This window comes from Bradyrhizobium erythrophlei (assembly GCF_900129425.1).
Lineage (GTDB): Bacteria > Pseudomonadota > Alphaproteobacteria > Rhizobiales > Xanthobacteraceae > Bradyrhizobium > Bradyrhizobium erythrophlei_C.
Genome location: NZ_LT670817.1, coordinates 6,146,070 through 6,170,200, shown reverse-complemented (window position 1 = coordinate 6,170,200; position 24,131 = coordinate 6,146,070). Strand labels below are relative to the sequence as shown.

General features: G+C 61.7%; 22 protein-coding genes. 7 read left to right on the top strand and 15 right to left on the bottom strand.

All coding sequences use genetic code 11. From position 1 onward, the window contains the following. Positions 1-4: 4 nt before the first annotated feature. On the bottom strand, positions 5-229 hold the full coding sequence (locus B5527_RS44700) for a hypothetical protein (RefSeq protein ID WP_154072609.1): 225 nt from the start codon (positions 227-229) through the stop codon (positions 5-7). A gap of 178 nt (positions 230-407) precedes the next feature. Here B5527_RS44700 and B5527_RS29610 point away from each other — a divergent pair, with 178 nt between their 5' ends. Further along, complete coding sequence (locus B5527_RS29610) at positions 408-1,829, top strand: MATE family efflux transporter (RefSeq protein WP_079604664.1); 1,422 nt, start codon at positions 408-410, stop codon at positions 1,827-1,829. 387 nt (positions 1,830-2,216) lie between these two features. Here B5527_RS29610 and B5527_RS29605 read toward each other — a convergent pair whose 3' ends face one another. Further along, complete coding sequence (locus B5527_RS29605; protein ID WP_154072608.1) at positions 2,217-3,635, bottom strand: porin; 1,419 nt, start codon at positions 3,633-3,635, stop codon at positions 2,217-2,219. Positions 3,636-3,827: 192 nt separating this feature from the next. Between B5527_RS29605 and B5527_RS44695 the strand changes: the two genes are divergently transcribed. Further along, positions 3,828-4,304 carry a hypothetical protein gene (locus B5527_RS44695; protein WP_154072607.1) on the top strand — a complete coding sequence of 159 codons (477 nt, stop codon included), beginning with the start codon at positions 3,828-3,830 and terminating at the stop codon, positions 4,302-4,304. 34 nt (positions 4,305-4,338) lie between these two features. On the opposite strand, the gene B5527_RS44690 is transcribed toward B5527_RS44695, so the two are convergent. After that, on the bottom strand, positions 4,339-4,662 hold the full coding sequence (locus B5527_RS44690; RefSeq protein WP_154072606.1) for a hypothetical protein: 324 nt from the start codon (positions 4,660-4,662) through the stop codon (positions 4,339-4,341). A gap of 982 nt (positions 4,663-5,644) precedes the next feature. Between B5527_RS44690 and B5527_RS29585 the strand changes: the two genes are divergently transcribed. Continuing rightward, positions 5,645-5,887 carry a hypothetical protein gene (locus B5527_RS29585; protein ID WP_079604658.1) on the top strand — a complete coding sequence of 81 codons (243 nt, stop codon included), beginning with the start codon at positions 5,645-5,647 and terminating at the stop codon, positions 5,885-5,887. Positions 5,888-5,996: 109 nt separating this feature from the next. On the opposite strand, the gene B5527_RS29580 is transcribed toward B5527_RS29585, so the two are convergent. The 4 genes from B5527_RS29580 to B5527_RS29565 all read right to left on the bottom strand — a co-directional run bounded on the left by B5527_RS29580 (position 5,997) and on the right by B5527_RS29565 (position 8,955). Next, positions 5,997-6,236, bottom strand: coding sequence for a PilZ domain-containing protein (locus B5527_RS29580; RefSeq protein ID WP_079604657.1), 240 nt, complete (start codon positions 6,234-6,236; stop codon positions 5,997-5,999). Positions 6,237-6,722: 486 nt separating this feature from the next. Continuing rightward, positions 6,723-7,688: a division plane positioning ATPase MipZ gene (locus B5527_RS29575; RefSeq protein WP_079604656.1), complete on the bottom strand. Its 966-nt coding sequence runs from the start codon at positions 7,686-7,688 to the stop codon at positions 6,723-6,725. A gap of 38 nt (positions 7,689-7,726) precedes the next feature. Further along, positions 7,727-7,996 carry a hypothetical protein gene (locus B5527_RS29570; protein WP_079604655.1) on the bottom strand — a complete coding sequence of 90 codons (270 nt, stop codon included), beginning with the start codon at positions 7,994-7,996 and terminating at the stop codon, positions 7,727-7,729. Positions 7,997-8,052: 56 nt separating this feature from the next. Continuing rightward, on the bottom strand, positions 8,053-8,955 hold the full coding sequence (locus B5527_RS29565; protein ID WP_245332310.1) for a transcriptional initiation protein Tat: 903 nt from the start codon (positions 8,953-8,955) through the stop codon (positions 8,053-8,055). Positions 8,956-9,094: 139 nt separating this feature from the next. On the opposite strand from B5527_RS29565, the gene B5527_RS29560 reads away from it, so the two are divergent. Beyond that, on the top strand, positions 9,095-9,589 hold the full coding sequence (locus tag B5527_RS29560) for a DUF4142 domain-containing protein (protein ID WP_172842703.1): 495 nt from the start codon (positions 9,095-9,097) through the stop codon (positions 9,587-9,589). Positions 9,590-9,804: 215 nt separating this feature from the next. Here the strand turns inward: B5527_RS29560 and aqpZ are convergent, their stop codons facing one another. The 3 genes from aqpZ to B5527_RS29540 form a co-directional block, all read right to left on the bottom strand. After that, positions 9,805-10,500 (bottom strand): aquaporin Z, encoded by a 696-nt coding sequence (gene aqpZ / locus B5527_RS29555; protein WP_245332309.1) that lies wholly within the window; start codon positions 10,498-10,500, stop codon positions 9,805-9,807. Positions 10,501-11,490: 990 nt separating this feature from the next. Next, on the bottom strand, positions 11,491-12,531 hold the full coding sequence (locus B5527_RS29545) for a 5-methyltetrahydropteroyltriglutamate--homocysteine methyltransferase (RefSeq protein WP_079604651.1): 1,041 nt from the start codon (positions 12,529-12,531) through the stop codon (positions 11,491-11,493). A gap of 105 nt (positions 12,532-12,636) precedes the next feature. Further along, a complete protein-coding gene (locus B5527_RS29540; RefSeq protein ID WP_079604650.1) occupies positions 12,637-15,285 on the bottom strand; it encodes a glycosyltransferase in 2,649 nt (882 codons plus the stop codon). A 345-nt stretch (positions 15,286-15,630) separates the two neighbouring features. Between B5527_RS29540 and B5527_RS29535 the strand changes: the two genes are divergently transcribed. Further along, entirely contained in the window at positions 15,631-16,605 is a 975-nt protein-coding gene (locus B5527_RS29535) for a quinone oxidoreductase family protein (RefSeq protein WP_079607602.1), read from the top strand. A gap of 59 nt (positions 16,606-16,664) precedes the next feature. Here the strand turns inward: B5527_RS29535 and B5527_RS29530 are convergent, their stop codons facing one another. Both B5527_RS29530 and B5527_RS29525 read right to left on the bottom strand, forming a co-directional pair. Further along, positions 16,665-17,588: an HpcH/HpaI aldolase/citrate lyase family protein gene (locus B5527_RS29530; RefSeq protein WP_079604649.1), complete on the bottom strand. Its 924-nt coding sequence runs from the start codon at positions 17,586-17,588 to the stop codon at positions 16,665-16,667. Next, positions 17,585-18,757: a CaiB/BaiF CoA transferase family protein gene (locus tag B5527_RS29525; protein ID WP_079604648.1), complete on the bottom strand. Its 1,173-nt coding sequence runs from the start codon at positions 18,755-18,757 to the stop codon at positions 17,585-17,587. The genes B5527_RS29530 and B5527_RS29525 overlap by 4 nt, the downstream gene beginning before the upstream one ends. 111 nt (positions 18,758-18,868) lie before the next feature. Here B5527_RS29525 and B5527_RS29520 point away from each other — a divergent pair, with 111 nt between their 5' ends. Together B5527_RS29520 and B5527_RS29515 are read left to right on the top strand one after the other, a co-directional pair. After that, positions 18,869-19,723, top strand: a complete 855-nt coding sequence (locus B5527_RS29520) for a type 1 glutamine amidotransferase domain-containing protein (protein WP_079604647.1) — start codon at positions 18,869-18,871, stop codon at positions 19,721-19,723. Between the two features lie 357 nt (positions 19,724-20,080). Continuing rightward, entirely contained in the window at positions 20,081-21,502 is a 1,422-nt protein-coding gene (locus B5527_RS29515) for a B12-binding domain-containing radical SAM protein (protein WP_079607601.1), read from the top strand. A gap of 3 nt (positions 21,503-21,505) precedes the next feature. Here B5527_RS29515 and B5527_RS29510 read toward each other — a convergent pair whose 3' ends face one another. From B5527_RS29510 to B5527_RS29500, 3 genes are read right to left on the bottom strand one after another with little or no spacing between them, the layout of a single operon-like run. Beyond that, positions 21,506-22,258 (bottom strand): GntR family transcriptional regulator, encoded by a 753-nt coding sequence (locus B5527_RS29510; RefSeq protein WP_079604646.1) that lies wholly within the window; start codon positions 22,256-22,258, stop codon positions 21,506-21,508. Further along, positions 22,248-23,222, bottom strand: coding sequence for a Gfo/Idh/MocA family protein (locus tag B5527_RS29505; RefSeq protein ID WP_079604645.1), 975 nt, complete (start codon positions 23,220-23,222; stop codon positions 22,248-22,250). Before B5527_RS29505 ends, B5527_RS29510 begins: the two co-directional genes overlap by 11 nt. Next, positions 23,219-24,112, bottom strand: coding sequence for an NAD(P)-dependent oxidoreductase (locus tag B5527_RS29500; RefSeq protein ID WP_079604644.1), 894 nt, complete (start codon positions 24,110-24,112; stop codon positions 23,219-23,221). Before B5527_RS29500 ends, B5527_RS29505 begins: the two co-directional genes overlap by 4 nt. Between the last annotated feature and the right edge of the window lie 19 nt (positions 24,113-24,131).

Below are 24,131 nucleotides of genomic sequence, written 5' to 3'. Positions count from 1 at the left end.
GGCTTCAGCGCGCCGATCCCGTGGTTGACTCGGAAGGACCGTCCGCAGGCGGCGGGGCCGGTTCTATTGTTGTCGATCCCGGTATTCCGCTCGGTCCGGGATTGCTCGCGACATGCGTCACGTTCCACGGTCCCCAGACGAGGATGATAAATACCACGAGGATTGCACCAACGATGATGGCCAGCGTCCTGCCACCGACCGGGGCTTTTCGATCCTGATTGTCCGCCATCCGCAGGCTCCCATTAAGCAGGGAAAACGCCGCCCTCCGCGAGATTGTTCCCGGCCGCGGTCTCCCCGCGAACACGGAGCGGGCAAAGTTCCGCCAACTGATTGCGGCAGACTTGCGACCCGGACTTCGAACATTTCGACTTGCGCCGCTCGTCGCGAACAGACAGAACGCCGACGACATGCCGCATGCCCGCCAAAAATTATTCCTCGAGGGACCGATCGGTAACGCGCTGATCCGACTCGCGATCCCGATCATCCTCGGCAACCTCTTGCAGACCGGCTACCAGTTGACCGACGCGTTCTGGGTCGGGCGGTTGGGCGCAGCCGCGGTGGCCGCCGTGTCGGTCAGCTTTCCCGTAACCTTCCTGGTGATCGCGCTCGGAGCGGGTCTCGGCATCGCCGGCGCGACGCTGTCCGCGCAATACATGGGCGCCGGCCGCCGGGACCTGGTCAATCATGTCGCGGCGCAGACCATGATGATGGTCACGATCACGTCGGCTGTCCTGGGCGCGGCAGGCTATGCGCTCGCGCCGTCGCTGCTCGATCTGCTGGGCGTCGCACCGGATGTCTACAGCGGCGCGCTCGGTTTCATGCGGGTGTCCTTTGTCGGCATCATCTTCATCTTCATCTACGCCATGTTCCAGGCGCTGATGCGCGGCGTCGGCGAAACCAGGATGCCACTGCTGATCGTGCTGGGAACCGTGGTGCTGAATTTTCTGCTCGATCCCCTGTTCATCTTCGGCCTCGGACCGCTGCCGCCGCTGGGCGTGATGGGCGCGGCGCTGGCGACGCTGACCACCCAGGGGCTCGCGGCTTTGCTCGGGATCATCATTTTCCTGCGCGGCCGTCATGGCATTCAACTGTCGTGGCGGGGCTTTCGTCCCGACCCGGTCTATATCCGGCGCGCGTTCTTCCTGGGCTTGCCCGGATCGATCGAATTGTCGACGCGGGGCCTTGGACCGATGCTGCTGTCGTTTCTGGTGGCGAGTTTCGGCACGGTGACACTGGCCGGCTATGGCGTCGGATCGAACATCCTGCAATTCGTCACCATCCCCGCGATGGGAATGTCGCAAGCCGTTTCAACGCTGGTCAGCCAGAACATGGGGGCGGGAAATATCCAGCGCGCGGCGCGCGTGACGGTGCTGGGCGCCAGCGCCAGCTTCGGCATTCTCTCGGTCGTGGGAATCATGGCCTACATCTTTGCACCGGCCCTGGTGGCGTTCTTCGTGCCGCGCGCGCCCGACGTCATCGCCGAGGGCGCTCAGTTCATTCGCGTCATGTGCCTGGCGTGGGGCGGCATCGGCGTGCAGTTGTGCGTGGTTTCCGCCTTCCGTGCGTCCGGAAACATGCTGGCGGCGATGGTGATCGCGCTGGTCTCCCAGTTCATGTTGCAGTTTCCACTGGCCTACGTTCTCTCCAAGCACACCAGCCTGCAGGCGTCGGGCCTGTGGTGGTCGTTTCCTGTCACCACGATTGCGGTCGCGATCGTCTCGGCGTGCTGGTTCGCGCAAGGCGGCTGGAAAGCCACCTTGCTGACGGAAGAAAGCAGGCAAGTGGCAAAAGTGGCCGAAGAAACCATTTCCGAAGAGAGCATTCGCTGAGTGCTTGGGCTTTCTATGGAGACCGTCGTCATGCCCGGCCTTGTCCATCTATCCAAGTCCGAATGGGTCCCGGCTCTGCGGAGCAGCGCCCGCGCCGGGCGCGATGCGATCGCATCATCGGCGGTCGGGCAGGCGGCTTAACCGCTTATCTCCTGGGAGCAGCGGTATGGCGAACTTTGCGGCATATCTCAGAGGTGCCATCAACGGACAACCGCGCTGCTCATCGTGACTTTGCCGCTGTACCATCCATAGAACGGAAAAATTTCGAGGCGAGCATCGAGCCTTTTCGATGCTCGCCTCTGTTTGGCGGAGGACGCGCGACGCAGGAACGGGTGCCCCACGCGTTTCGTGCCGCTTCACTCCGTAACTTAAGGCTGCGTCGGGCCTTCAGAACCGGAAACGAAGTCCGGCCGTGGGAGCGAAATTGTTCGTGTAGAGGTAGCCGTTCGCCAGTCCATTGTGGACTTGCGAATACATGAAGCCGGCGTAGGCGTCGAACTTCTTGGCGAACTGCCAATCGACGTTGATCGAAACCGCGTCCAGCGTGCCGGCGCAGGTTGACGCCAAGGTATTGGTGCAGAATGTCTTGCCGTAGCTGTTCTGATCATAGTGGTAGTAAGCGACGCCGGCATCCAGCGTACTGGTGAAGGCATATCTCGCGCCGGTCCACATGACTTGCAAATGCTCGTCGTTGACGAAGCTGGCCTGGGAAATATTGCTGAAGAGGACCGGGATCCCGGCAATGTCGGTAAAGCCCGAGGTCAAGGGAGAGCTTGGATTTGCGAACGAGATGAATTCGTAGCCGCCGTACAATTTGAGCTTCTGGTAAGTGTATTTCGCCAGCAGCATCACACTCTCGTCGTCGGAAATAGTGGCTCCCAGGGTGTCTGGATTTGCTGCAAACGCCGGCGAACCTGCGGCCAGCGCTGTCGATTTCACTGCGCCCTTGTCGTAGGTCCAGATGCCGTCGAGGGAGAACCGGCCGGAAGCGCCGAGGTCAAAATCCTTTCCGATCTGGACCCCGTATTCGCCTTGTGTTGCGTTGTTCTGGTCATAGCCGCCGATCTGCGCCATGGCCCCTACCCGGAACAAGTTGTCGCCGACATCAGCGCGATATTTCACCGACGTCGAAATTCTGGCGTCTTCAGTATCGCCGCCGCCAACGGCCGTTCCCTGCCAGCCGATCACCGAGAAAGCATAGGAACCGCCCATCGGGTCGTAAGCATTTACGCCGTCGAGCTCAAGCGAGTTTTGCCGGCCAACGGTCAGGGTGCCCCAGGTCAGTGAGCTGAGGCCCGCATAACCGACTGTGTTGTAAAACTGGCCAGCCCGGCTCGAGTCGGCGTTCGACGATTGGGAGGCGAGCGGCACGCCGTTGTTCTCAAGAAGAGAATTCGGGCCGTTGGCCGCGGTCATGGAATAAGGGTCGAAGCCGAAATTCAGATCAAAGACGAAATTCAATCCAGGTGTGATGGATTCGTTTCCCTTGATGCCAATGTTCGATTGAGACATGCCGCCAGGCGTGAGAAGCCACAGGGGCTTATTGCTGTTCTTCTGCACGAGTTCTTCGACGCCGGTAATGATACTCGAATTGAACGGCGTGCCATGGCTTTCATACCCGCCGCCGATGTCGACCGTGCCGTACACGGTGATGCCATAGTAGCTCAGCAGGCAATCGGTAGTGATGAATTGCTCCGCGTTGGTGCACGACGCCGGCGCGAGCGGCGCCGCAGGGGCTTTGGTGTATACAGGCAAATCCGCCGCGTGTGCCGCGCCGCAGAGTGCGATCACCGCCGTGGATGACAAAAGAATCGTTCCGAAGTTCTTCACAAGTTAGCCCCGTTATCCGCGCTCAGTTATCTCGCGCTCAGTTATTCCGCGCTCAGTGGAGCGCCAACGCAGGCCCTTTCGCCGAGCGCACCGCTCGACGCCAATGAAATTTACGTGAGTCTCGGTTGATCGATAGAACGTCGATGCGAACGTGCGCGCAGAGCATCCATGCTGAGAATTGTTTCTGAAAAATTTTGGCGTGTGTTGATTCTCTTTCCGCAGCGTTTTCCGATGAAAACGTTGCGCGAGCCCACACTCCGCGAGTGCAAGCGCGGCGCGGCGGCCGTTCATTGTTACGGCAGTGTGAAGAATGATCGTTGTCGGGCGAAATCCTCTGCGGACCAGCCATGCAAATTGCTGAAGCCGTCTCGTTCACGCCGTCATCGATCGCAGAATGCGAAGGAGGTCGAGCACACGCTTCAATACGCTACGCGGGCATTGATGGGCGTGTGCGTCGCTGCCTGCACGATAAAGGTGCTCAATTCCAACGCGGCGCTGAGTCCGCGCTTTGAGGAATTTAGACTGGCTAGTCTAAAGAGGGCGGTATGTTCAAACAGCAAAATGAGAACGCCCATCGCCGAACGTGCACGTGCTACTTTGAGCGCGTGCAGCATGGGCGCCACGCTGAGGCAGCGGGTGATGTGACGCTGTTGAAAATGACCCGGGGTGCGCGGGCCCATCATCCGGAAGCGTCGGCGACCGAAATGAAAAAAGCCGCCAACTCGGGCGGCTCTACCGTTGTCTGATCTGGTACTGCAAATTCGGTCGGGACGAATCGGTAAACCCGGCATAAACTTTCAGAGGTGCGGACATTGGCTGGCAGACCACCCAGTCGAGGTTCGACACGGGCGGCCTCGGCGGGGCGCAGCGCTGGGGCCGTTTCTTCGTCTAACGGAATCACGGCGGCCAGGGCATTCAGCGGGCTGGTCAGGAAGTCCGGCAAAGTCGAAAGTAAAAGAGGCCGCCAGCTAAGCAGCCTTGCCGCTGCCTGATCTGCTCTCATGCCTCACGATATCGCGGTACAGCTCGGCTTGATTGGCAACCCTGACCCAACTCTGGCAGAGATTTCTCAGGAGTTGGGTCCGCGCCTGGCTTTGCGGCATGCCCAGCAAGCGACGGCATTCTTGGGCCTGAAGTCGGCAATATTCGGCGTCGTCCATATCAAATTCTCCACGCAAAGGTTGCCAGCCTAATATTTTACCCATCAATTGACTGCCCTGTATGTCCGCCTGCGAACATAGCGCTGCACGAATAGCGGATCTTCGAATTGGGCCACCCGCGGCCTCAAAACGGGCCACTCCAAAAAAACAGGAAGTTAATCCCGAACTGGCCGTTTCTTTTGCCATTCGCCAAATGCACAACGCCGCCGGAGCGGAGTATGATCGCCCGGCGGCGTTGTTATTTCCGCGGTCGGGTCCTTAAATCCCGGCAGTTCAAGTCTGCACGAAATATGCCAAGGTCCGATGACAGCAAATCAAAAGGTCCCGGATCGGCCTTACTCGAATATCTTCTCAGGCTGGACCGTGAGGCGTAGCGCAACTTCGGTTGATCCGTCGAAAACCTCGAGCAGATGGCCACAGACCAGGCAATGGAACTCGCCCTTGGTCCCCGGTTTCGAGGTCAATTCAACGCGACGGTAGCCGGCGCTGCATTCAGGACAGATGACGTCGGATTTTCTCATGGCCGAAAGGATAGCATCGCCACCTCCGTAGTTCTACGGAGGCCGTTAGCGTTTCCTGTGCGGAACACCTCTTCGCGATCCCTTCTCAGGATCAAATTGGGCCCACCGGAGGATCGAGACAGGCCAGAAACGAGAATTTTCCGTGTACCTGACGCGGCGCAGTGTACGAATCAATCCGCGCCGCCGCCCTGTGCCGGGGTGGTGGATGAGGCCCCCCGACTTGCCGACATCGGGCGGCCACGGTTTGAGTTCAAATTCTTGAGCCTTGGCCATTCGGTTGTCCCTGCAAGCAAAGCGGTGACCTATGGCGGAAATCACTGTTTTCGTGGCGTTGCCTTTCGATTTCGTCGATGGCGGGATTGCCGCTGGTGAACCCGTTGAGTGCGCGAGCCCCGCCGCGGCAATCGAACGCGCGCAGGGGCTTTGGAAGGTATTTGGCCATGCTGGCGCTATAGCGTTCGTCCGCACGACAGATTTCGAGATCGGCAAATTCAACGATAAGCGTGTGCTCCGGCGATTTGGGCATGTCACGGACGAGTACCGATGACACTTGCGGCCCTGCTTTCCAGGGCCATTTCGACATTGCGCCTGCCGGGCGCACCACGGGACGGCGCTGGGCGGCCTGCAAATGAAAGAGGCCGCCAACTGAGGCGGCCTCAATCGAACGTCACACCGATCCGTTTTTCCTTGCGCCAGACAACCCGGCATCGCCGTTTCAATTGCTCGGTCGGCACAAACAACGTGAAGCGGTCGGGGATGAACAGCGGCGTATTAACTTCGAGTGCCGCCCCCGTCTCTGAAATGTTGCGAACGGTGCAGTCAATTCCACCGCCACCGAACTCTATCGTTCCGGCCTTGAGCGTGCGGCGGCGAGGGGCGCGCGGGTGTTCGTCCATCACTGCATTACAGGTCGAGTCGCGTGCCAGTAGCTCTACGGTGCCCCAAACTAGGCCACTGCCAACGTAAAATCTAGGGTGGAAACAGGCCAGTACCCGCCTGAGGGCGGCGTTTTTTTAGCTGAATGACCGGGCGATATGAGAAAGCATGACCAGCGCACCCCGCGTGTAGCGGGCGCTGTTAAAGTGCTCATCCGCAAAATTGAGTATGAGGAGAGCAACCAAAGTGGCCATTGCGACTCTCATGACAGGATTGTTGCGGCTAGGGGTTAATCATTTCCTAATGAGGACGCTCGCCGCGAGCGTTTTTCCCGACAAGCGCGGTAGCCGGACGTCGCGCTGAGCCCGAAAAGCGCCAATTTGGGGCGTCACGAGCCTTGCCTCAATCGAGCATCCTGGCTGCAAACCGACGCCGCGTCGGCCCGGTTCAGGAGGGCAGCTCGACGCGATCAACCGGCGGGAGGGGCGGCCTTCGGTAAATTCAGGCTAAGAGCGCGGCCCAGGCCGATCGCCTGCTTGAAATCCGGTTTGCGGCGCCCCGAGGATGTCGTGGACATCGAGCGGCTTGTTGACCTGATTGAACCATTCGGCCCGGTTGGCTGCGCGGCGCCGGCCGCGCTCGTCGATCGGCAGTTTCAATTGGCGCAGCAGGCTCGTGACCTCTTCCTGCGCCGTCACATGCTCCGCGCCCGGGCCGGTGCCGAGTGCCTCATCAAGGTCGTCAAGCGCCGTCAGGCCGCGGGGATAAAATTCGCGATAGACCTCGCGCTCGGCAAAACCATCGATCGAGCGGAAGCCCAGTCGGAGTGATAATTCATTGAGGCCCTCGGCAACGAGTTGCTTGTTGCGTGATTCAAGTGCCGAGATCCGGTTGCGCACCACGATCCAGTCGGTGCTGGCGCCGTCAAGCTGGCGGCGTTTGCGCCGCGCGTCCCGCAACATTTTGGCATAATGGCTCTCGCCGGTCACGGAATAGGTCATGGGGTCGACCGTTCCCAGGACGTCGAAATCGAGGAAGCTGTCGTTGATCGGCGTCACCAGCGTATCGGCCATCGCATGCGCCAGACGCATCAGGTAGGTGTCGGATCCCGGGGTATCGATGACGATGAAATCGAATGCCCGCTCTACGGCGCTGACGGCGTTCAGGAACTGGCCCAATTCCGACGATTCGTTATCCAAAATCTGCATGGTCTCGCCAGGCTCGGTGCAACGGTGAACCGGGAGTTCGAGGTGGAGGCCGGTGCGGCGCGCCCAGGCGCTTCGGTTGTTGATGTAACGGGTGAAGCTTTGCTGGCGACAATCGAGGTCGATGGTCGCGACGCGCTGGCCGGCCTGCAGCAACGCAACGGCGACATGCATGGCAACGGTCGATTTCCCCGAGCCACCCTTTTCGTTGCCTAGTACAACGACATGCGCTGAACCCGATTGGCCCGGACTTGTCTGCACAAACATTGTTTGACCTCTGTGGAGCGAGAGGTGAGGGCGCCTACTTAGCAACCGCGGCAAATACCGTTGATGATGCGGTCGAGCGCAGCGTTCTCGCGATTGACCGGGTCGTTCGGATCCGTCGGGTTTTTCGCCGAGGGCACTTGATCGGCGCGTGGCTGGCGGTGGCCGATCGGTGCCTCACCCGGCAGGGATGGCTGGCCGGACGTCGTCGACGCAGGTGCGGCTGGATTTGGCGAATCAGCCGTCTGTGCAATCGCCACCGAAGTATCGAGCAGAGCCAGCAACGCTATCGTCGTGATCAACTTTCGCATGATGGTCTCCCGAGTTGGGGTCCCACTAACCGTGGATGTCGTGACAGAGTTCGGCGTTACGATGCGTAGTGAAAGCCGACCTGCTGTAATTCGATCATCGTGCCGCCCGCACCGGGGATTAGAACGACGCCATCCACCAGATGGTTGGTCAGTTCGGCGGCGAGCGCGGCATGAGAGAGCTTGTCAGGATTGACGTCGGCCTTGATGAGGGCCGCCGCCTGTTCCCAAATGGCATTGTGACAACACATAAAAACAACGCCGCGCCGCATCAACGCAGGTATGGAATTATCTTCGCCGGAGAACGGCCCCGCCGGGTCCTGATAGTTAGCGGGATCGGCAGCAGCGGCCTTTTGCTCGATGATCAGCGTATTGGTCTTGAACTTCTCGCCGGCCAGTCTGGTGAGCTGATACTTGTCCCACATGGCCTGGTCGTAGAGCGCAAGATCCGCCGTTCCATGCGTAACCGAAACCGCGAGGAAATCCGGATGTTTGAACGACCAGATCTGTGTATTGAGCGTGTTGCGCATCTGACTCAGCCAGGGACCTCCGATCTCGGTATTGTCCCAGGCCTGCCTGGGCGCGTAACGGTATGCGAGTACTTCGATCAACGCTTCGTGATCCCATTGCTCCGGATTATTCAGGATCATCGGCACGGTCTTGAAATCGCGACGGCGGGGTGCCTGCGCGAGACGCTTCTTCAATATGTCGAGGTGCTTCGCACCGGGAGGCGTCAGCGCGGATTCTATGGCCGCTGCCGCGGGCTTGGTCCCGGCCGATGCAAGGCCGATCGCGCCTGATGCCATGGTCAAGGCCAATGTTCCCAACACGCGCCTTCTTCCCATGACAATCTTCACGGCTGCCATCTCCTGTCGCTGTTTCCTCAGGTAGGTACCGGCCGTTTTCGAGACCAATAAATCTTTTGATAAGATCAAGCCTGCATCGGGATCCTTGATTGTCATCCCGCGCGGTCTAGCTGCCTTTACGGGGGCGACGAATAAATGGAGCTCCCAAATGAAACGAGTATCTGCAGCCGTTCGTGTCGGCTGCCTTGGCTTGACCTGCGCCCTGCTTTGGTCGGCCGCCGGAACTGCCGTCGCCGTGGCGCAGACCGCCGCACCGCCGGAGGCGCCGGCGACCCTTACCGCCGTCGATTTTAATTTCGTCGGTCAGGCGAACCTGGGCGCGCCCTTCCAGGTCGACTCCGGCCGGCTGGCCGAAACGAAGGGCACGAGCGCAGCGATCCGCAGTTACGCCCATCTGATGGTCACCAGCCATATTCCGGTGGTCGACGCGCTGAATGTGATCCTGAAGAAGAAAAACATTACTCCGTCGAACACGCTGTTGCACGGCGCCTATGATGCGATGCTTTCCACGCTCGAGGCGGACCGTCGGGCTGCGTTCGACCGGGATTATGTGAACGGCCAGGTCGAGTATCAAAAGGGAAATGCGGCGTTGTTCGAACAGGAGATCCAGAACGGCACCGATCCTGAGCTCAAGGAGTTCGCGCGCCAGACCCTGCCGAAGATCGTGGATCATTTGCAGCGCGCCGAGAAGCTTGCCGCCGCGGTTGACGGACGCCTCGCCTCGAAATGAGGCGGGGCCGATGCAATTCTGAATTTCAGAAATTGCGCTTGCCGCCTGACCCAAATCAGTATATATCGCGCGCCATCCGCTCCCCCAGCGGGGCGCTCGCGATCGTCACGGACGCGGGACCGGATGCGCTGGACGCGAGGCTGTCGCCGGCGAATGACGCCGACGGCGAAGTCGTGTGGTCCGGACGCGCCGTTTCTTCCGAGAAGAACCAGCGCTCAGAACGCGTCCGGCGTATCATGCTGCCAACGGCTGATCACGCCGGCTACCGCCGCACCGAGGATGGGCGCCAGCCAGAACAACCAGAGCTGCGCGATGTATGCTCCGCCGGCAAACAACGCCGGGCCGGTGCTTCGCGCCGGATTGACCGAGGCGTTGGTGACCGGGATCAGGAAGAGATGAATAAGCGTCAGGCAAAGCCCGATGGGTATCCCGGCAAATCCGACCGCCGCGCCTTTCGAGGTGGTGCCGATGATGACGTACAAGAAGAAGAAGGTCGCGATGACTTCACTCAGGAAGCACGACAACAGACTGTATTTTCCGGGGCTGAGATCGCCGTAGCCGTTGGACGCAAACCCTTCAGGAACCCATCCGGGTTTGCCCGAGGCGATCACATAGAGTACCGCGGCCGCCGCAATGGCGCCGGCCACCTGTGTGAGAATGTAGGGAAGAACGTCGGTGCCCTTGAAGCGGCCTCCGGCCCAGAGCCCAACGGTAACGGCACAATTGAAATGCCCGCCGGAGACGTGGCCGACCGCATAAGCCATGGTCAGTACGGTTAATCCGAAGGCCAGACTGACCCCCAGGAATCCGATGCCCAGCGATGGAAAGCCCGCGGCGAACACTGCACTGCCGCAACCAGCGAATGTCAGCCAGAAAGTACCAAAGAATTCTGCGCCAAGACGTCGCTGCATAAGCATGTTCCCCCGTGGGGTAGTCGCCTTTCCTTCCACCGTTCCGGCTCTCTGCGGTCCCGATTGAACACCCGGCGTGACCTCAGTGTATATCGTTTGCCTTTTGAGATCGATATCTGGTTGGGGTCAAAAGCGCCGGTTTATGGCTCTGCGTTGTGTGCGTCGTTCCTCCGGGCGTCGCAAGGATCGAGACAAGCGCCGGCCGCGCCAATGGCCCGGATTGAATTCTGATTTTCAGAAATATCGCTTGCGGCCTGACCCAAATCAGTTGTATGTCTGTTGCGTCCTGTCCCACTCAGAGGGGCGGCTCGCGACGTCACGGACGCGGGGCGGGATGCGGTGGACGCGGCGGCGCGCTTGACGGGCGTTGCTTGCAGCGGACGGCGAAGACGTGTGGTCCTGACACCCCGACGCTGGTGTCAAGTTGGCGGGTAACCGCTGACGACGGTGGCAAGAAAGCCGATCACCGGGGAGAGCACGGTATAAGCCGTAAACCATTGCGTGCGGGAATGTCGGGTGTTTTCCGATGGCTCGCTGTGAATACTCGTGTGCATACTTACTACCATAGCGCACACGAGGCTGCGGGTGCATCGGGCGCCCGGCATTCCCCACGCCCTCTGTTTTCAGGGCGGAGATTAATTGCAAACCTCGGACGCATCGCGCCGCGAGATCGCGAAGCCGTATCTGACCGTCATTGCGAGGAGCGGAGCGACGAAGCAATCCATTTGGCGGCAAGAAAGAAAGCTGGATTGCTTCGCTCCGCTCGCAATGACGATCGCAGAACGAACGCGTCACACTCCAATCGTCATCGCCCGCGGAAGGCGGGCGATCCAGTACTCCGAGACGTCAGTGATTGAATCGATAAGCCGCGGCATACTGGTTCCCCGCTTTCGCGGGGATGACGAGCGTGAGTAGGGCCGCAGCAAACGAGGCTGTTTGAGGAATTGGATCGGTAACACTTCAGGGACGACGAAAATATTCGGGACTAGTCTAGCCGACTTCCTTCCGCACGATCGCGGCCGCGTCGCTCATCGCCTTGAGTTTGCCGAAGGCGATGGCGCGCGGCATGTATTTCATGCCGCAATCCGGCGCGGGGATCAGCCGGTCGGCGGAAACATATTTGAGGCCGTGCCGGATGCGGTCTGCGATGACAGAAGCCGTCTCGATCCCGGGATTGCCGAGATCGATCACGCCCAGCATGATTTTCTTACGCGACAGATCGGCCAGCACGCCGAGATCGAGTTTCGGTTGCGCCGCCTCGATCGAGATCTGCTCGGCGGTGGTGTCGGCGAGTTCGGCGAGGAACGAATAGCCCGCCGGCTTGGTATCGCCGGGGACGACGGCGGCATAGCCGAAGCAGACGTGAACGACGGTGGGCACGGTTATCCCTTGCAGCGCGCGGTTGATCGCCTTGACCGCATAGCGCTTGGCGGCGGCGGGATCGTTGCGCACCCAGGGCTCATCGAGCTGGATCACGTCGGCGCCGGCGTTCTGCAATTCCAGCGCCTCGGCGTTGACGGCGGCGGCCAGCGCCATCGCCAGTTCCTCATCGTCCTTGTAGAATTCGTTGCTGGCCTGCTGGCTCATGGTGAACGGGCCGGGCAGCGTGATCTTCGCGGCGCGATCGGTGTTGCGGCGAAGGAATTGCATGTCGCGCAATTCGACCGGACCGTTGCGGCCTATCTTGCCGACCACGCGGGGCACCGGCGTTTTCTGGCCCGAGCGCGAGGTGATGATCGCGGGATTTTCGGCGTCGATTCCGTCCAGCGCCGTAGCGAAACGGTTGGAGTAGCTTTCCCGCCTGATTTCGCCGTCGGTGACGATATCGATTCCGGCGCGCTCCATGTCGCGGATCGCAACGACCGTCGCATCGTCCTGCGCCTGCTCGAGATGTGCCTGCGGAATCCGCCACATCCCGGCCATGCGGGTGCGCGGCACGGATTTGGACAGCATCTCGCGGTCCACCAGCCAGTCGGGCTGCGGATAGCTTCCAACCACGGTGGTCGGCAACAAATGTTTTGGCTGAGGCAACGGGTTAACTCCCAGGCGACAGGCGCGTTGTCCTTGCACCGACTGTATAGGTGTTTGAATGAAGCTTGTCAGTCGGGAAGTGGCGGGTCTGCCAGGAAGGGCCGTCTAGATCGGTCGAACCACCGCCATCGCTTTCGATCTGCCCTCACCGCGGCGCTCCAGCCACACCAATGCCACCGCCGACAGGAAGGGCAGGCTCTGGATCAGCAGGATGGTCGCGAACAAATCGATCGCAAGGAACCGGTAGATGTTGGTCGCGAAGATGATGAGGCTGCCGGCGACCAGCAACCCGCCAAGCAGCGTTTCCGGCATCGTCATGATGCGGGTGCCGACGATGGCGCCGTTGCCCTTGCGGGTGCGATGGAAATAGCTGCGGCTCGCCGGCAGTGCGGCCTGAAAAGCCGCACTCGCCACCGTCCACTGCACCGACATGAACACCACCATGGCGCCGAGCATCTGCCGGTACGGCACCCCGACGCGCAGCCGGTAAGAACTGACAAAATGGACCAGCGATACCAGGAAGGCAGCGAGAACCGGCAGCGTCAGCAGTACGTCGGGGATGGCGACGATCTTGAAGGCGACGAACGGCACCCAGACCAGGTTGAGCATGGCCGCGGCGACGGCGATCATTTCGGCGCCGAACCAGTTCAGCCAGCCGAACGCGAATTCGCGCTTCTGATCGCGGTCGAGCCGGCTCATGCCCGGCAGGAACTGGCGCCAGTGCTTCTTCACGATCTGCATCGCACCGCCAGCCCACCGCGACCGTTGCGTCTTGAAGGCCAGATAGTCCTGCGGCAGCAATCCCCAGCCATAGCGGCGGTTGGTGTAGTGGGCGCGCCAGCCAAGCTCCAGGATCGTCAGTCCGAGGTCGCTGTCCTCGCAAATCGTGTCGCTCGACCAGCCGCCGGCGGCCTCCAGCGCGGTACGGCGGATCAGGCACATCGTGCCGTGGACGATGATGGCGTTGACCTCGTTGCGCTCGACCATGCCGATGTCGAAGAACCCGGCATATTCGGCGTTCATGGCGGCGTGGATCTGGCTGCGGTCGCCATCGCGATGATCCTGCGGTGCCTGGATCAGTCCGACCTTGGGGTCGGCGAAGCCGGGGACCAGATCCCTGAGCCATGTGGGATCGACCACATAGTCGGCATCGATCACGCCGATGATCTCGGCTTCGTCGGCGGTCTCCGCCATCGCCAGCCGCAGCGCCGCGGCCTTGAAGCCTACCAGGTTCTGCACGCAAATGAACTTGAAGCGCGGGCCAAGCTCGCGGCAGCGTCGCTCGATCGGCTGCCAGAACGCCGGATCGGGGGTGTTGTTGATGACGACCACGCACTCGAAGTCGGGGTAGTCGAGCCGCGCCACCGAATCGATGGTGCGCAACAGCATCTCGGGCGGCTCGCGGTAGGCGGGAATGTGGATCGAGACTTTCGGCGGCTTCGCGGCCGGTGCCGGCCCGGGTGCCGGTGCCGACAGGTTCAACAACCGGGTGGGCTCGCGGCCAAGCGCGACGGTCGTCATCTCGTGCATCCGCGAGCGCAGGATCGGCGCCAGCAGGCTCAGCAGCGGAAGCGCGATGGCAAACGTGACCACCTCGCCATGCAGGAAATAATGGTCCTGCCAGTACACCAGCACGCCTGCGCACCAGTCGCCAACCAGATGGTCGGCGATGGCGAGCAGCGTGGCCTGGCTGATGGTCGCTCCGGGAAGGATCAAAATCGAGATCGACAACAACGAGCCGACAAGGACGGCGAGCAGCGCCGTGTTCCAATAATCGGCGTCGGCGATCGGTCCGGTCCATGCGAATTTGGGCCGCAGCGACGAATCGGCGATGCCCCAATAGGGACCGACATTGCCCTCGAACAGTTTCTCCGGCTGATCGATCGCTTCGACGATGTTGTAGTCGATGCCAAGAGCGTTGGCGCGGGCAACGAAGTTGCGCAGGATCACGGCCTGGCTGATCGGGTCTGGTACCGCCGCCTCAAAATTATGGCCGGCGCTCGGCCAGCCGAATTCGCCGATGTCGATTTCCTTGCCCGGGTACGCCGCCCGCAGCTTGTCGTAGATGTCGAGCGACCCCTCGACCGCGGTCTGCTTCGACATGCCTTCCCAATAAGGAAGGATATGGGCGAAGACTTCGTCCACGGAATCGACCAGCTCGGGATGGTCGAGGAAGGTCTTCCAGTGATCCGCGGTCGCGACCGGAACCGGACTGTCCCGCTTCACGCGCCGGATGATGTTGGCGAGGCCGGCAGCGGTGTGCTCATGGCGCAGGAATGTTTCATTGCCCACGACCAGCCGGGTGACGTTATGGTAGCGGCGGGCGAGGTCGAGGGCGGTTGCGATCTCGCGCTCGTTTCTGGCCGCGTTCTTGTCGATCCAGACACCAAGCGTAACCGTGAGTCCAAGCTCAGCCGCGATCTCCGGAACGCGTTCCAGCCCTTGGGTCGAAGCATAGGTGCGCACCGCCTTGGCGTGTTTGGCGATTTCGGTGAGGTCGGCGCGGATCCGCGCTTCGGGTACCCTCAGCCCGTCAGGGGTTTGTTCGGCGAACCGGTTGTAGGAGACGCTTGGCAACTTGCCTTCGACCGAAGCCGCGGTGAGATCCGGCTTGGTCAGCGCCCAGAACGCAAGATGCAGACATGCAATCAGGGTGAAGAGGGCGGCAAAAACGCCCAGCGACATCACACGATGGCGGCGGCCTGCCGCGCCGGTCCGTCTTCCATCTCGCGCAATCTCGTCCCGCGTCTTCATTCTGGTGCCATGCGATCCCGGCAAGCAAGGGCTTGGCTTCGCTTTTCGTTTTCCGAATGCGCGTGTCCTAGAGGTAGTAACGACGGACGGAGGGTCCAATGAAATAATGTGTTAAGATCGCACGGTCTTGTTCGATCGACCCGGGAATGGATTGCCGACGAGCTGGCCGATCCGATGCTTCTCCGCCACGGGCATGCGATCAACACGAGCCAGTATCTCGGTCCGAGGCTGTTCCTTGCCGCTCGATCGGAGCATATTGTAATCGTACGACCGGGGCAGACCGTCTCGGCCGAGACGTTTTCGCCCGACTTTTCCTTCTTTTGTTGCACAGGTGAGGAATATCCCATGACCCATGCCATCCGCTTTCATCAAACCGGCGGCCCCGAAGTTCTGGTCTGGGAAGGAGTCGAAGTCGGCAAGCCCGGACCCGGCGAGGCGCGTATCCGCCACACCGCGGTCGGGTTGAACTTTGTCGATATCTACGTTCGCTCGGGACTTTACCCCACCCAGTTACCAAGCGGCCTCGGCAGCGAGGCGGCCGGCGTGGTCCTGGAACTCGGACCTGGCGTCACCGATCTAAAAGCCGGCGACCGCGTCGCCTATGGCAGCTCGCCGCTCGGCGCCTATGCCGAAGAACGGCTGATTCCGGCCGATCGACTGATCAAACTGCCCGACGGTATCGATGACAAGACCGCCGCGGCGATGATGCTGAAGGGGCTGACGGTGCAATATCTGATCCGGCAGACCCATCGGGTGAAATCCGGCGAGACGATCCTGTTGCATGCCGCGGCGGGCGGCATCGGCCTCATCCTCGGCCAATGGGCGAAGCATCTCGGCGCCACCGTGATCGGCACCGTCGGCAGCGACGAGAAGGCCAAGCTGGCGCAAGCCCATGGCTGCGCCCACACGATTGTGTATAGCCGCGAGGATTTCGTAAAGCGCGTCGAGGAGATCACCGGCGGCAAAAAAGTTCCCGTCGTCTACGACTCCGTCGGCAAGGACACGTTTTTGAAATCGCTCGACTGCCTGGCGCCATTGGGCCTTGTGGCGCTGTTCGGGCAATCCTCGGGGAGTGTCGAGCCGCTTAACCTCGGCCTGCTGGCCCAGAAGGGCTCGCTGTACGTCACCCGTCCGACGCTCAATACCTATGGCGCCAAGCGCGAGAACCTCGTGGCAATGGCGAAAGAGCTGTTCGACGTGGTGCTTTCAGGCGCAGTCAAGATCGAGGTCAACCAGACCTATCCGCTGAAGGACGCGGCCAAGGCGCATGCCGATCTCGCTGCGCGCAAGACCACGGGATCGACGGTGCTGCTGGTTTGAGAACGGATGCTCCCAAGGATGCGAGGAGAGGCGGGGCAGGGCGTGCCTGCCTCTCAGAGCTATCCCTTGAAACTCATCAACCGCCGGATCATCCGCAGGTTGGCGTAGTCCACCATCCTGCCATCGACCGTCACGGCGGCCTGGCCGTTTCGTTCGGCCTCCTCCATCGCCGCGATCACACGCTGGGCGTTCGCCAGTTCTTCGTCGGAGGGGATGAAGGCGTTGCGCGTGGCTTCGATCTGAGTGGGATGGATGACCTGCTTGCCGTCGAAACCCATCGCGGCCGCCTTCGCCGCCGTCGCTGAGGTAGCGACCGCATCGCGGAAGGCGCCGCACGGTCCATCGATCGCGCGCAGGCCGAAGGCGCGGGCGGCGACCAGCAGCCGCATCATCGGATAGGCGAACAGGTCGAGCGGAATCGTCGGATATCCATCCGCCGCGCTGCCGACATGCCTGTATCCGGGTGGCGATGCGCCGATTTCGGCGCTGCGCGCGCCGATCGAGGCGGCGAAATCGCCGACGCCAAGATGCAAGGCGGTCACCAGCGGATCGGCGGCCGCGAGCGCTTCCACATTGATCAGCCCGCGTGCGGTCTCGATCAGTAATTCCATCTCGGCGGGCGCTTGCCGCTTTGCGGCGGCGTCGGTGATCCAGCCGCCGATTTGTGTAACCTCGGCCACCGCCTCCGCCTTCGGAATGATGAAGGCGTCAAGCCGCGGGATGCCGCCGAGGCGGGCGATCTCTTGTCGAATCGACGGGCTGTCGATCGTGTTCAGTCTGATCGCTACGGTCTTCTGGCCCCAATCGAGCGTGGTCAAGGCCGTCGCAGCCGCCTCCAGCGCCGCAGCCTTTTCGGCCGGCGGCACTGCGTCCTCGAGATCAAGGAACACAGCGTCGGCGGTTGATGCCGCCGCGTTTTGCACCAGCCGTGAGCGATGCGCCGGGACGGCGAGATATGTTCGAGTCAAACGCGGCGCGCTCATGTCCGTGTCGTTTCCAGCAGGCCGAGCTCGGCCAGGATTGCGTCGGTATGCTCGCCGACAGCGGGAATATCACCCATGACCGGCGTGACGCCGGGAATGGTGATCGCAGGCAGAAAGCTTGTCAGCGGTCCGTTCGGCGATCCCACCTTCTGAACGCGGTCGCGTGCGTGAAGCTGCGGATGCCTGAGGAAGGCTTCGACGGTGTTCATATTGGCATTGGCGATGGCGGCATCGTCGAGCCGCTGCAGCATCCGTTCGGCCGAGAATTTTTCGAATTTTTGCTCGATCAAAGCTTCCAGCGCATCGCGATTTTGCATGCGCTGCGGGTTGGTGCAAAAACGCGGGTCGCTCGCGAGCGCCGCGTCCTCCAACACCTGCGCGCACAGCGCGGTCCATTCGCGCTCGTTCTGGATTCCGAAGAAGACGGTGCGTCCGTCGCCGCACCTAAACGGGCCGTAGGGCGCGATGGTGGCGTGACGGGTGCCGGTGCGGACCAGCGGCTTGCCGGCGCCCTCGGTGTAGTATGCCGGATAGCTCATCCATTCCGTCATGGAATCGAACAGCGAGACTTCGAACGCCATGCCCTTGCCGGTGCGCTCGCGATTGAACAGCGCCATCAGCACGCCGTTCACGATGTACATGCCGGTCGCGGTGTCGACGACGGCGATGCCGCATTTCGCAGGCTGTTCCTCGGTGCCGTTGACTGACAGGAATCCTGCTTCGCATTGTACCAGCAGGTCGTAGGCCTTTTTCTGGCTGTAGGGACCGCCGCTGCCGTAACCGGAGATGTCGCAGGCGATCAGGCGCGGAAAGCGCCCGACCAGCGTTGCGGCATCGAGCCCGAGCCGCTGCGCCGCGCCCGGCGCCAGATTTTGCAGGAACACGTCCGCTTGCGGCAGCAGCGCGTCGAGCACGCGCTTGCCCTCGCTGCTTTTGACGTCGAGTGCCAGGCTCTCCTTGGAGCGGTTTGTCCAGGCGAACTGGCTCGACATCCCGTTCATCACGTAGTCGTAGTCGCGGCAGAAATCGCCCTTGCCGGGCCGCTCGATCTTGATCACCCGCGCGCCCCAATCGGCCAGGTGCCGGCTGGCCAGAGGTGCCGCGATGGCCTGCTCGAGTGAGACGACGGTGATGCCGGCCAGCGGCAGTGACGGCGGTTTCCCGTTCATGAATTGGCTCCAAATCATTCTTGCTTTACGGTATAGCCGGATATGGTCCCTGGGCGGAATACCGATTAAATCCCGGCGGCATGAGGTTTGCCGCCGATGCGAGGGGGCTCGATGGCGCGCGTTCTTTTCCTGTTACCTGCGCGAGATTTCGATCCGAGCGAGGCGGCGGTAAGCTGGCGGGTGCTGGTGAACGCCGGACACCTCGTCAGGTTCGCCACTCCTCACGGACAGCCTGCCATTGCCGACGACATGATGCTGACAGGGAAGGGCCTGGATTTGTGGGGTGCCGTTCCCCTGCTGCGCAACCTGCCCTTCGTCGGGCTCCTGATGCGGGCAAATCGGAACGCACGCCAAGCTTACGCCGAGATGATTGCCGATCCGGACTACCTGGCGCCGCTGCGGTGGGACGCGATCGATCCCGCGGCTTTCGATGCGCTGCTGTTGCCGGGCGGGCATCGTGCGCGGGGCATGCGCGAGTACCTGGAAAGCGAAATTCTGCAACGCCATGTTGCCGGATTTTTTGATCAGGAAAAGCCGGTGGCGGCCATCTGCCATGGCGTGCTGCTCGCGGCGCGCAGCATCTCGAAACGGACCGGGCGCTCGGTTCTTTCCGGATATCGGACGACGGCCTTGACCTGGGCGTTCGAAAACAGCGCGTGGTCGGTCGCGCGCGTCACGCGATTCTGGGATCCAAACTATTATCGGACCTATCTGGAGCAGGATGGACAGCCGAAGGGCTTTATGTCGGTGCAGCAGGAAGTGACGCGTGCGCTGGCAAGCGCGGACGATTTCCGCGATGTGCCAACGGCCGATGCACACTATCGCCGCAAGACCTCGGGCCTGGTGCGGGATTCCATGGATGACGAGACGCCGGCCTTCGTGGTCCGCGACCGCAATTACGTCTCGGCGCGATGGCCGGGAGACGTCCACACTTTCGCCAAGACATTTGCCGGGATGCTGAAGTAGCCGACCCTGATTCCGCGCGCTTGCACGGATGGCCGGCCGGGTTCCGGTCCGCGGCTGCACGTTGGTGCCCGACACAGGAAACCGGTTCATCGATGCTGCAGCTTTGTCCGGGACCGGACCTAAGATTCACGAGGCGCAGGCTTTCATCCGAGGCTGGTCAGGCCGGGAACGTTTTCTGCTCTAGCGCTTGAACTGGCATAGGGCACGCATCTAGCCTAGGATACCGCCAGCGTGCTGTTCGAGAGGCAGGCTAGGGAAGGACGCGGTCGCTGCGATTGGTTGCAGGCAAACCTGCGGCAGACGTTTCCGTTCGCTGCGGCTCGGGGCCACGACAGGTCGGTGCAACAGGAGGCTCTCATGCGTACTCGCGTCATCCACCTCATCAATCCCAAGACCGATTCACTGACGACCCGCCCAATTTACTTCAATCGAGCGCTGTATTCCCCGCTCGCCGGTTTGCTGGCCGTGGCCGCTTGCATTCCGAAAGACCAATACGAGGTCGTGCTGACCGACGAGAACATCGAGGCCATCGACTTTGATCTGAAAGCTGACCTGATCGGAATTTCGGCAATGACGAGCTACGTCAACCGCGGGTACGAGGTCGCCGACCAGTTTCGCGCCAAAGGCGTGCCTGTCGTTATGGGGGGCGTCCATCCCAGCTTTATGCCGCAGGAAGCCTTGAAACACTGCGACGCGGTCGTGATTGGAGAGGTCGAGCTCGTCATCGACAAGCTGCTTGATGATCTCAAGCAAGGGGCGATGCGGGGAACCTACAAGTCCGATAGGCTGCATCCGATGGCAGGAATGCCGATGCCGCGTTACGACTTGCTCAAGAAGAGCCGTTACGTCAACCGGACCTTCGTCCAGACATCACGCGGCTGCCACCAGGGCTGCACCTTCTGCGCCGAACCGCTGATGAACGGCCTCAAGTTTCGCTATCGCCCGGTCGATGAAGTCATCCACGAGATGGAGAACTGCGGCGCACGCACCGTCTCCGTGAATGACGCCGACTTCTTCGGCACCCCCGAGCGCCCCAAGGAGGTCATGCGCGCCCTGAAGGGCCGTGGAATTCACTGGCAGGCCGGCGTTACTTCGAAACTCGCGCAGGACGATCGGATGCTCGAACTTGCCGCCGAAAGCGGCTGCACGATGCTGAGCATCGGGTTCGAATCGATCTCGCGCGAGACGCTGAAAAGCGTGCACAAACACGTCAACCGGCCGGAAAATTTCCTGGCGCTGGTGGAGAAGGTTCATTCCTACGGAATCATGGTGTTCGGCCTGTTCATGTTTGGATTCGACGGCGACGACACCTCGGTGTTTGACGACACGGTGAAGTTCAACATTGGCGCCAAATACGATGCCTGCGCCTATTCGGTGCTGACACCGTATCCCGGCACGCTGACCTGGTACGAGATGAAGCGGGCCGGCCGCATCGTTTCATTCGACTGGACGATGTATGATCAGGGTCACGTCACCTACCTGCCGGCGGGCATGTCGCCGGACGAGTTGCGGGTCGGTCAGCAAAGCGCGTATGAGGGGTTTTACTCGAACTCCTCGATTGCCGGCCGTTTTCCGCTGCGCGGCGCGCGGCATCGCGCGCAATGGCTGATTTACAATCTCTTCATGCGCAAGGCCTCGCGTACCGAACACATTGAAGCAACCGCGCCGCCGACGATGGAGCCGGATGTTGCGCCGATGCCTCCGATCCTGCCGGTGAAACGCGAATGGCGTGCGGCGGTACTGGAGGCAGCGGACGGCGCCGGACCGCATCTGATGTGACCTTCACAGCGGCCTCAGCGATCGTTGCATATCCATCGTATAGGTGTAGCGGCCTTCCGGATGGGTGGTGACGGTGACCTCGAACAATTCTTCCCGCAGGCCGTAGTAGCGCCGCACCATCGTCAGCGCCGGCGAACCCGGCTTCACCTGTAGCGGCCTGGCGAGTTTCGCGGGCATGCCGCGTACGAACACTTCGAGTTGCGCGTGTTCGATGGTTTCGCCGAACATCCTGGCGATCTGCTCATGGACCGGGGTCCGGCCGTGATCACGCCGCTTCACGACGCCGGCGAACTTGCGCAGCACATAGATCTCGGTCCAGCCGAGCGGGGCCGAGAATTGATCGGAGCGGCGGACGGCTTCGATCAGGAACCAGTGCTTGCCGGGTTCGCATTTCAACAGCGCCGCGAGCTTGCGCTCGGCGACGATCTCGCTGGTGTGCACCACATCGCGATAGGTTTCGTTGGAGTATCGCAGCCACTCGTTAAGCGATTTGACGCTGTGGGTGAACAGTACCGGCGGCTCGGTCGCGATCACCACCGAGCCGAGCCCCGCTCGCCGCACGATCAGGCCTTGCTCGGTGATGATCCGCAGCGCTTCCCGCACCGTCTGGCGGCTTGCGGAAAACCGCGCCATCAATTCGGTCTCAGTCGGCAACAGCTTGCCGATCGGGCTGCTGCCGAGCCGGATTTCCTTCTGCAGCTCGGTGGCGATATCGCGATAGCGCGGCGATTTGCGAAGCTCTTTCTTAAGCGCCATGGCACGTCACCGGCACGCCTGACGTCATCGACTGAAGTGCTGCCTCGAAAGCCGACAGCGTCGCTAGCACGTCGGCTTCCGGCACGGGAAACGGGGCCTTGTTCTCGATTGCATCGGCGAAGGCGCTGAGTTCGGCGCGCAGGACGTCGATGGCAGGATAGGTTGTCCGCTGTGGTTCGCCGCCGGTCTTCCGCACAACCATGGTAAGTTCATCCAGCACCTCGGCAGAACCTTGCGTGCCGAGCACATGGACGCGCCAGTACAGCGGCGTCGCCCGCACCGTCGCCAGCGTGCCGGTGACGCCGTTGACAAAGTCGAGCGTCATCAAAGCGGTATCGATTGGAGGCGGCCCTGCTTCGCGCGAATTCAGTTGCGCATAAACCCGGCGGACCGGGCCGAGCACGCTGACGAACGCGTCCAGCACATGAAGTCCGGCGCCGGTCAGTCCGCCGCCGGGCGATTCCTCCGGCGACAACCGCCAGCCGGCGACGACTTTTTGCGAATTCTCGTTGCTGTTGTGGCCTTCGACGTGAAGGATGGTGCCGAGCTGGCCGCTTGCGACGATGTCGCGCAGCGCGCGCATCGACGGCCAGAAGCGCCGGTTGTGGCCGACCGCGAGCGTGACGCCGGCCTCGCGGCAAGCCAGGAACATCCGCCCAGCATCGGCGCGATGCAGCGCGAGCGGCTTCTCGCAGAATATCTGTTTTCGTGCGGTAGCGCAGGCGATGACCTGCGCCGGATGCAGTGAATGCGGCGTCGCCAGCAGAACCGCGCCGATCGTGCCATCTCCGAGCACCGCGTCCAGATCGCCGGTCAGCTCAAGATGGTGTTGCGCGCAAAAGCCTCGTGCCGTCTCGATGGCGGGCTCGACCGCACGGACGATTTTCAGCCGCTCGTGGCCGTGCGAGGCCGTGACGAGATTGCGGCCCCAGCGGCCGAGGCCGACAATCGCTGCGCGGATCATTTGAGAACCTCTGTCACGGCGGGCCGTCGCCGGATTGCCTCGATTACGGCAGCGCTGTCGCTATCCGGACCCTCGAGCGCAATGGCCGCGCGCAACAATTCGGCCTGGATTGCCGTCATCGGCAAATGCAGATTTTGCCGTCGGGCTTCGCTGAGAATCAACTCGGCATCTTTCAGGGTCTGCGAAATGTGCGGCTGCGGTCGAAAGTCCCGCGTCAGCATCTTCTCGCCCTTGGTTTCCATGGCGTGTGAGTATGCGGCCGATTCGCGGGCTGCTGCCAGGAAGGCGTGTCCGTCCAGCCCCAGTGCCTCGGCGAACGCAATTCCTTCAGCCAACGCCGCCCGGTTGTTTTGCAGGATCAGGTTGATCGCGAGTTTGGTATGGCTGGCATCGCCGATCGCTCCGACGCGCACGCGGCGAGGGCACAGAATATTGAGAAGTGTGTTGACGGATTCGATGCTGGCGGCTTCGCCCGCCACCAGTGCCGTAGCGGTCCCGTCGCGCACGGCGGCGCTGGTGCCGGATATCGGAGCTTCCACCAGCGCAATCCCGGCGCTTGTGGCGCGTCGGGCAAGCTGGCCGATTTCGTCGGGACCACAGGTCGTGGTGCAGACCACGACGGGCCGCGCGGAGCCCGCACCGTCTTCAACTTCGCCGAACAGCGCTTCGACCTGCTTCCCACTATAGACGGCGATGATAATCGTGCGGGATCGGCCGGCGAGGTCGCGCACCGAATTTGCGATCACGCCGCCGCGTGCCCGAAGCTTCTCGCATCGCGAGATTTCGAGATCGAAGCCGATCAGCGGCACGCCGGAGTCGATCAGGCGCTCCGACAACGCCGTGCCTATCAGGCCCAGTCCGATGATCCCGACGGGCGCGTGCGAGTGCATGAGTGAACCGCCCTTCGGT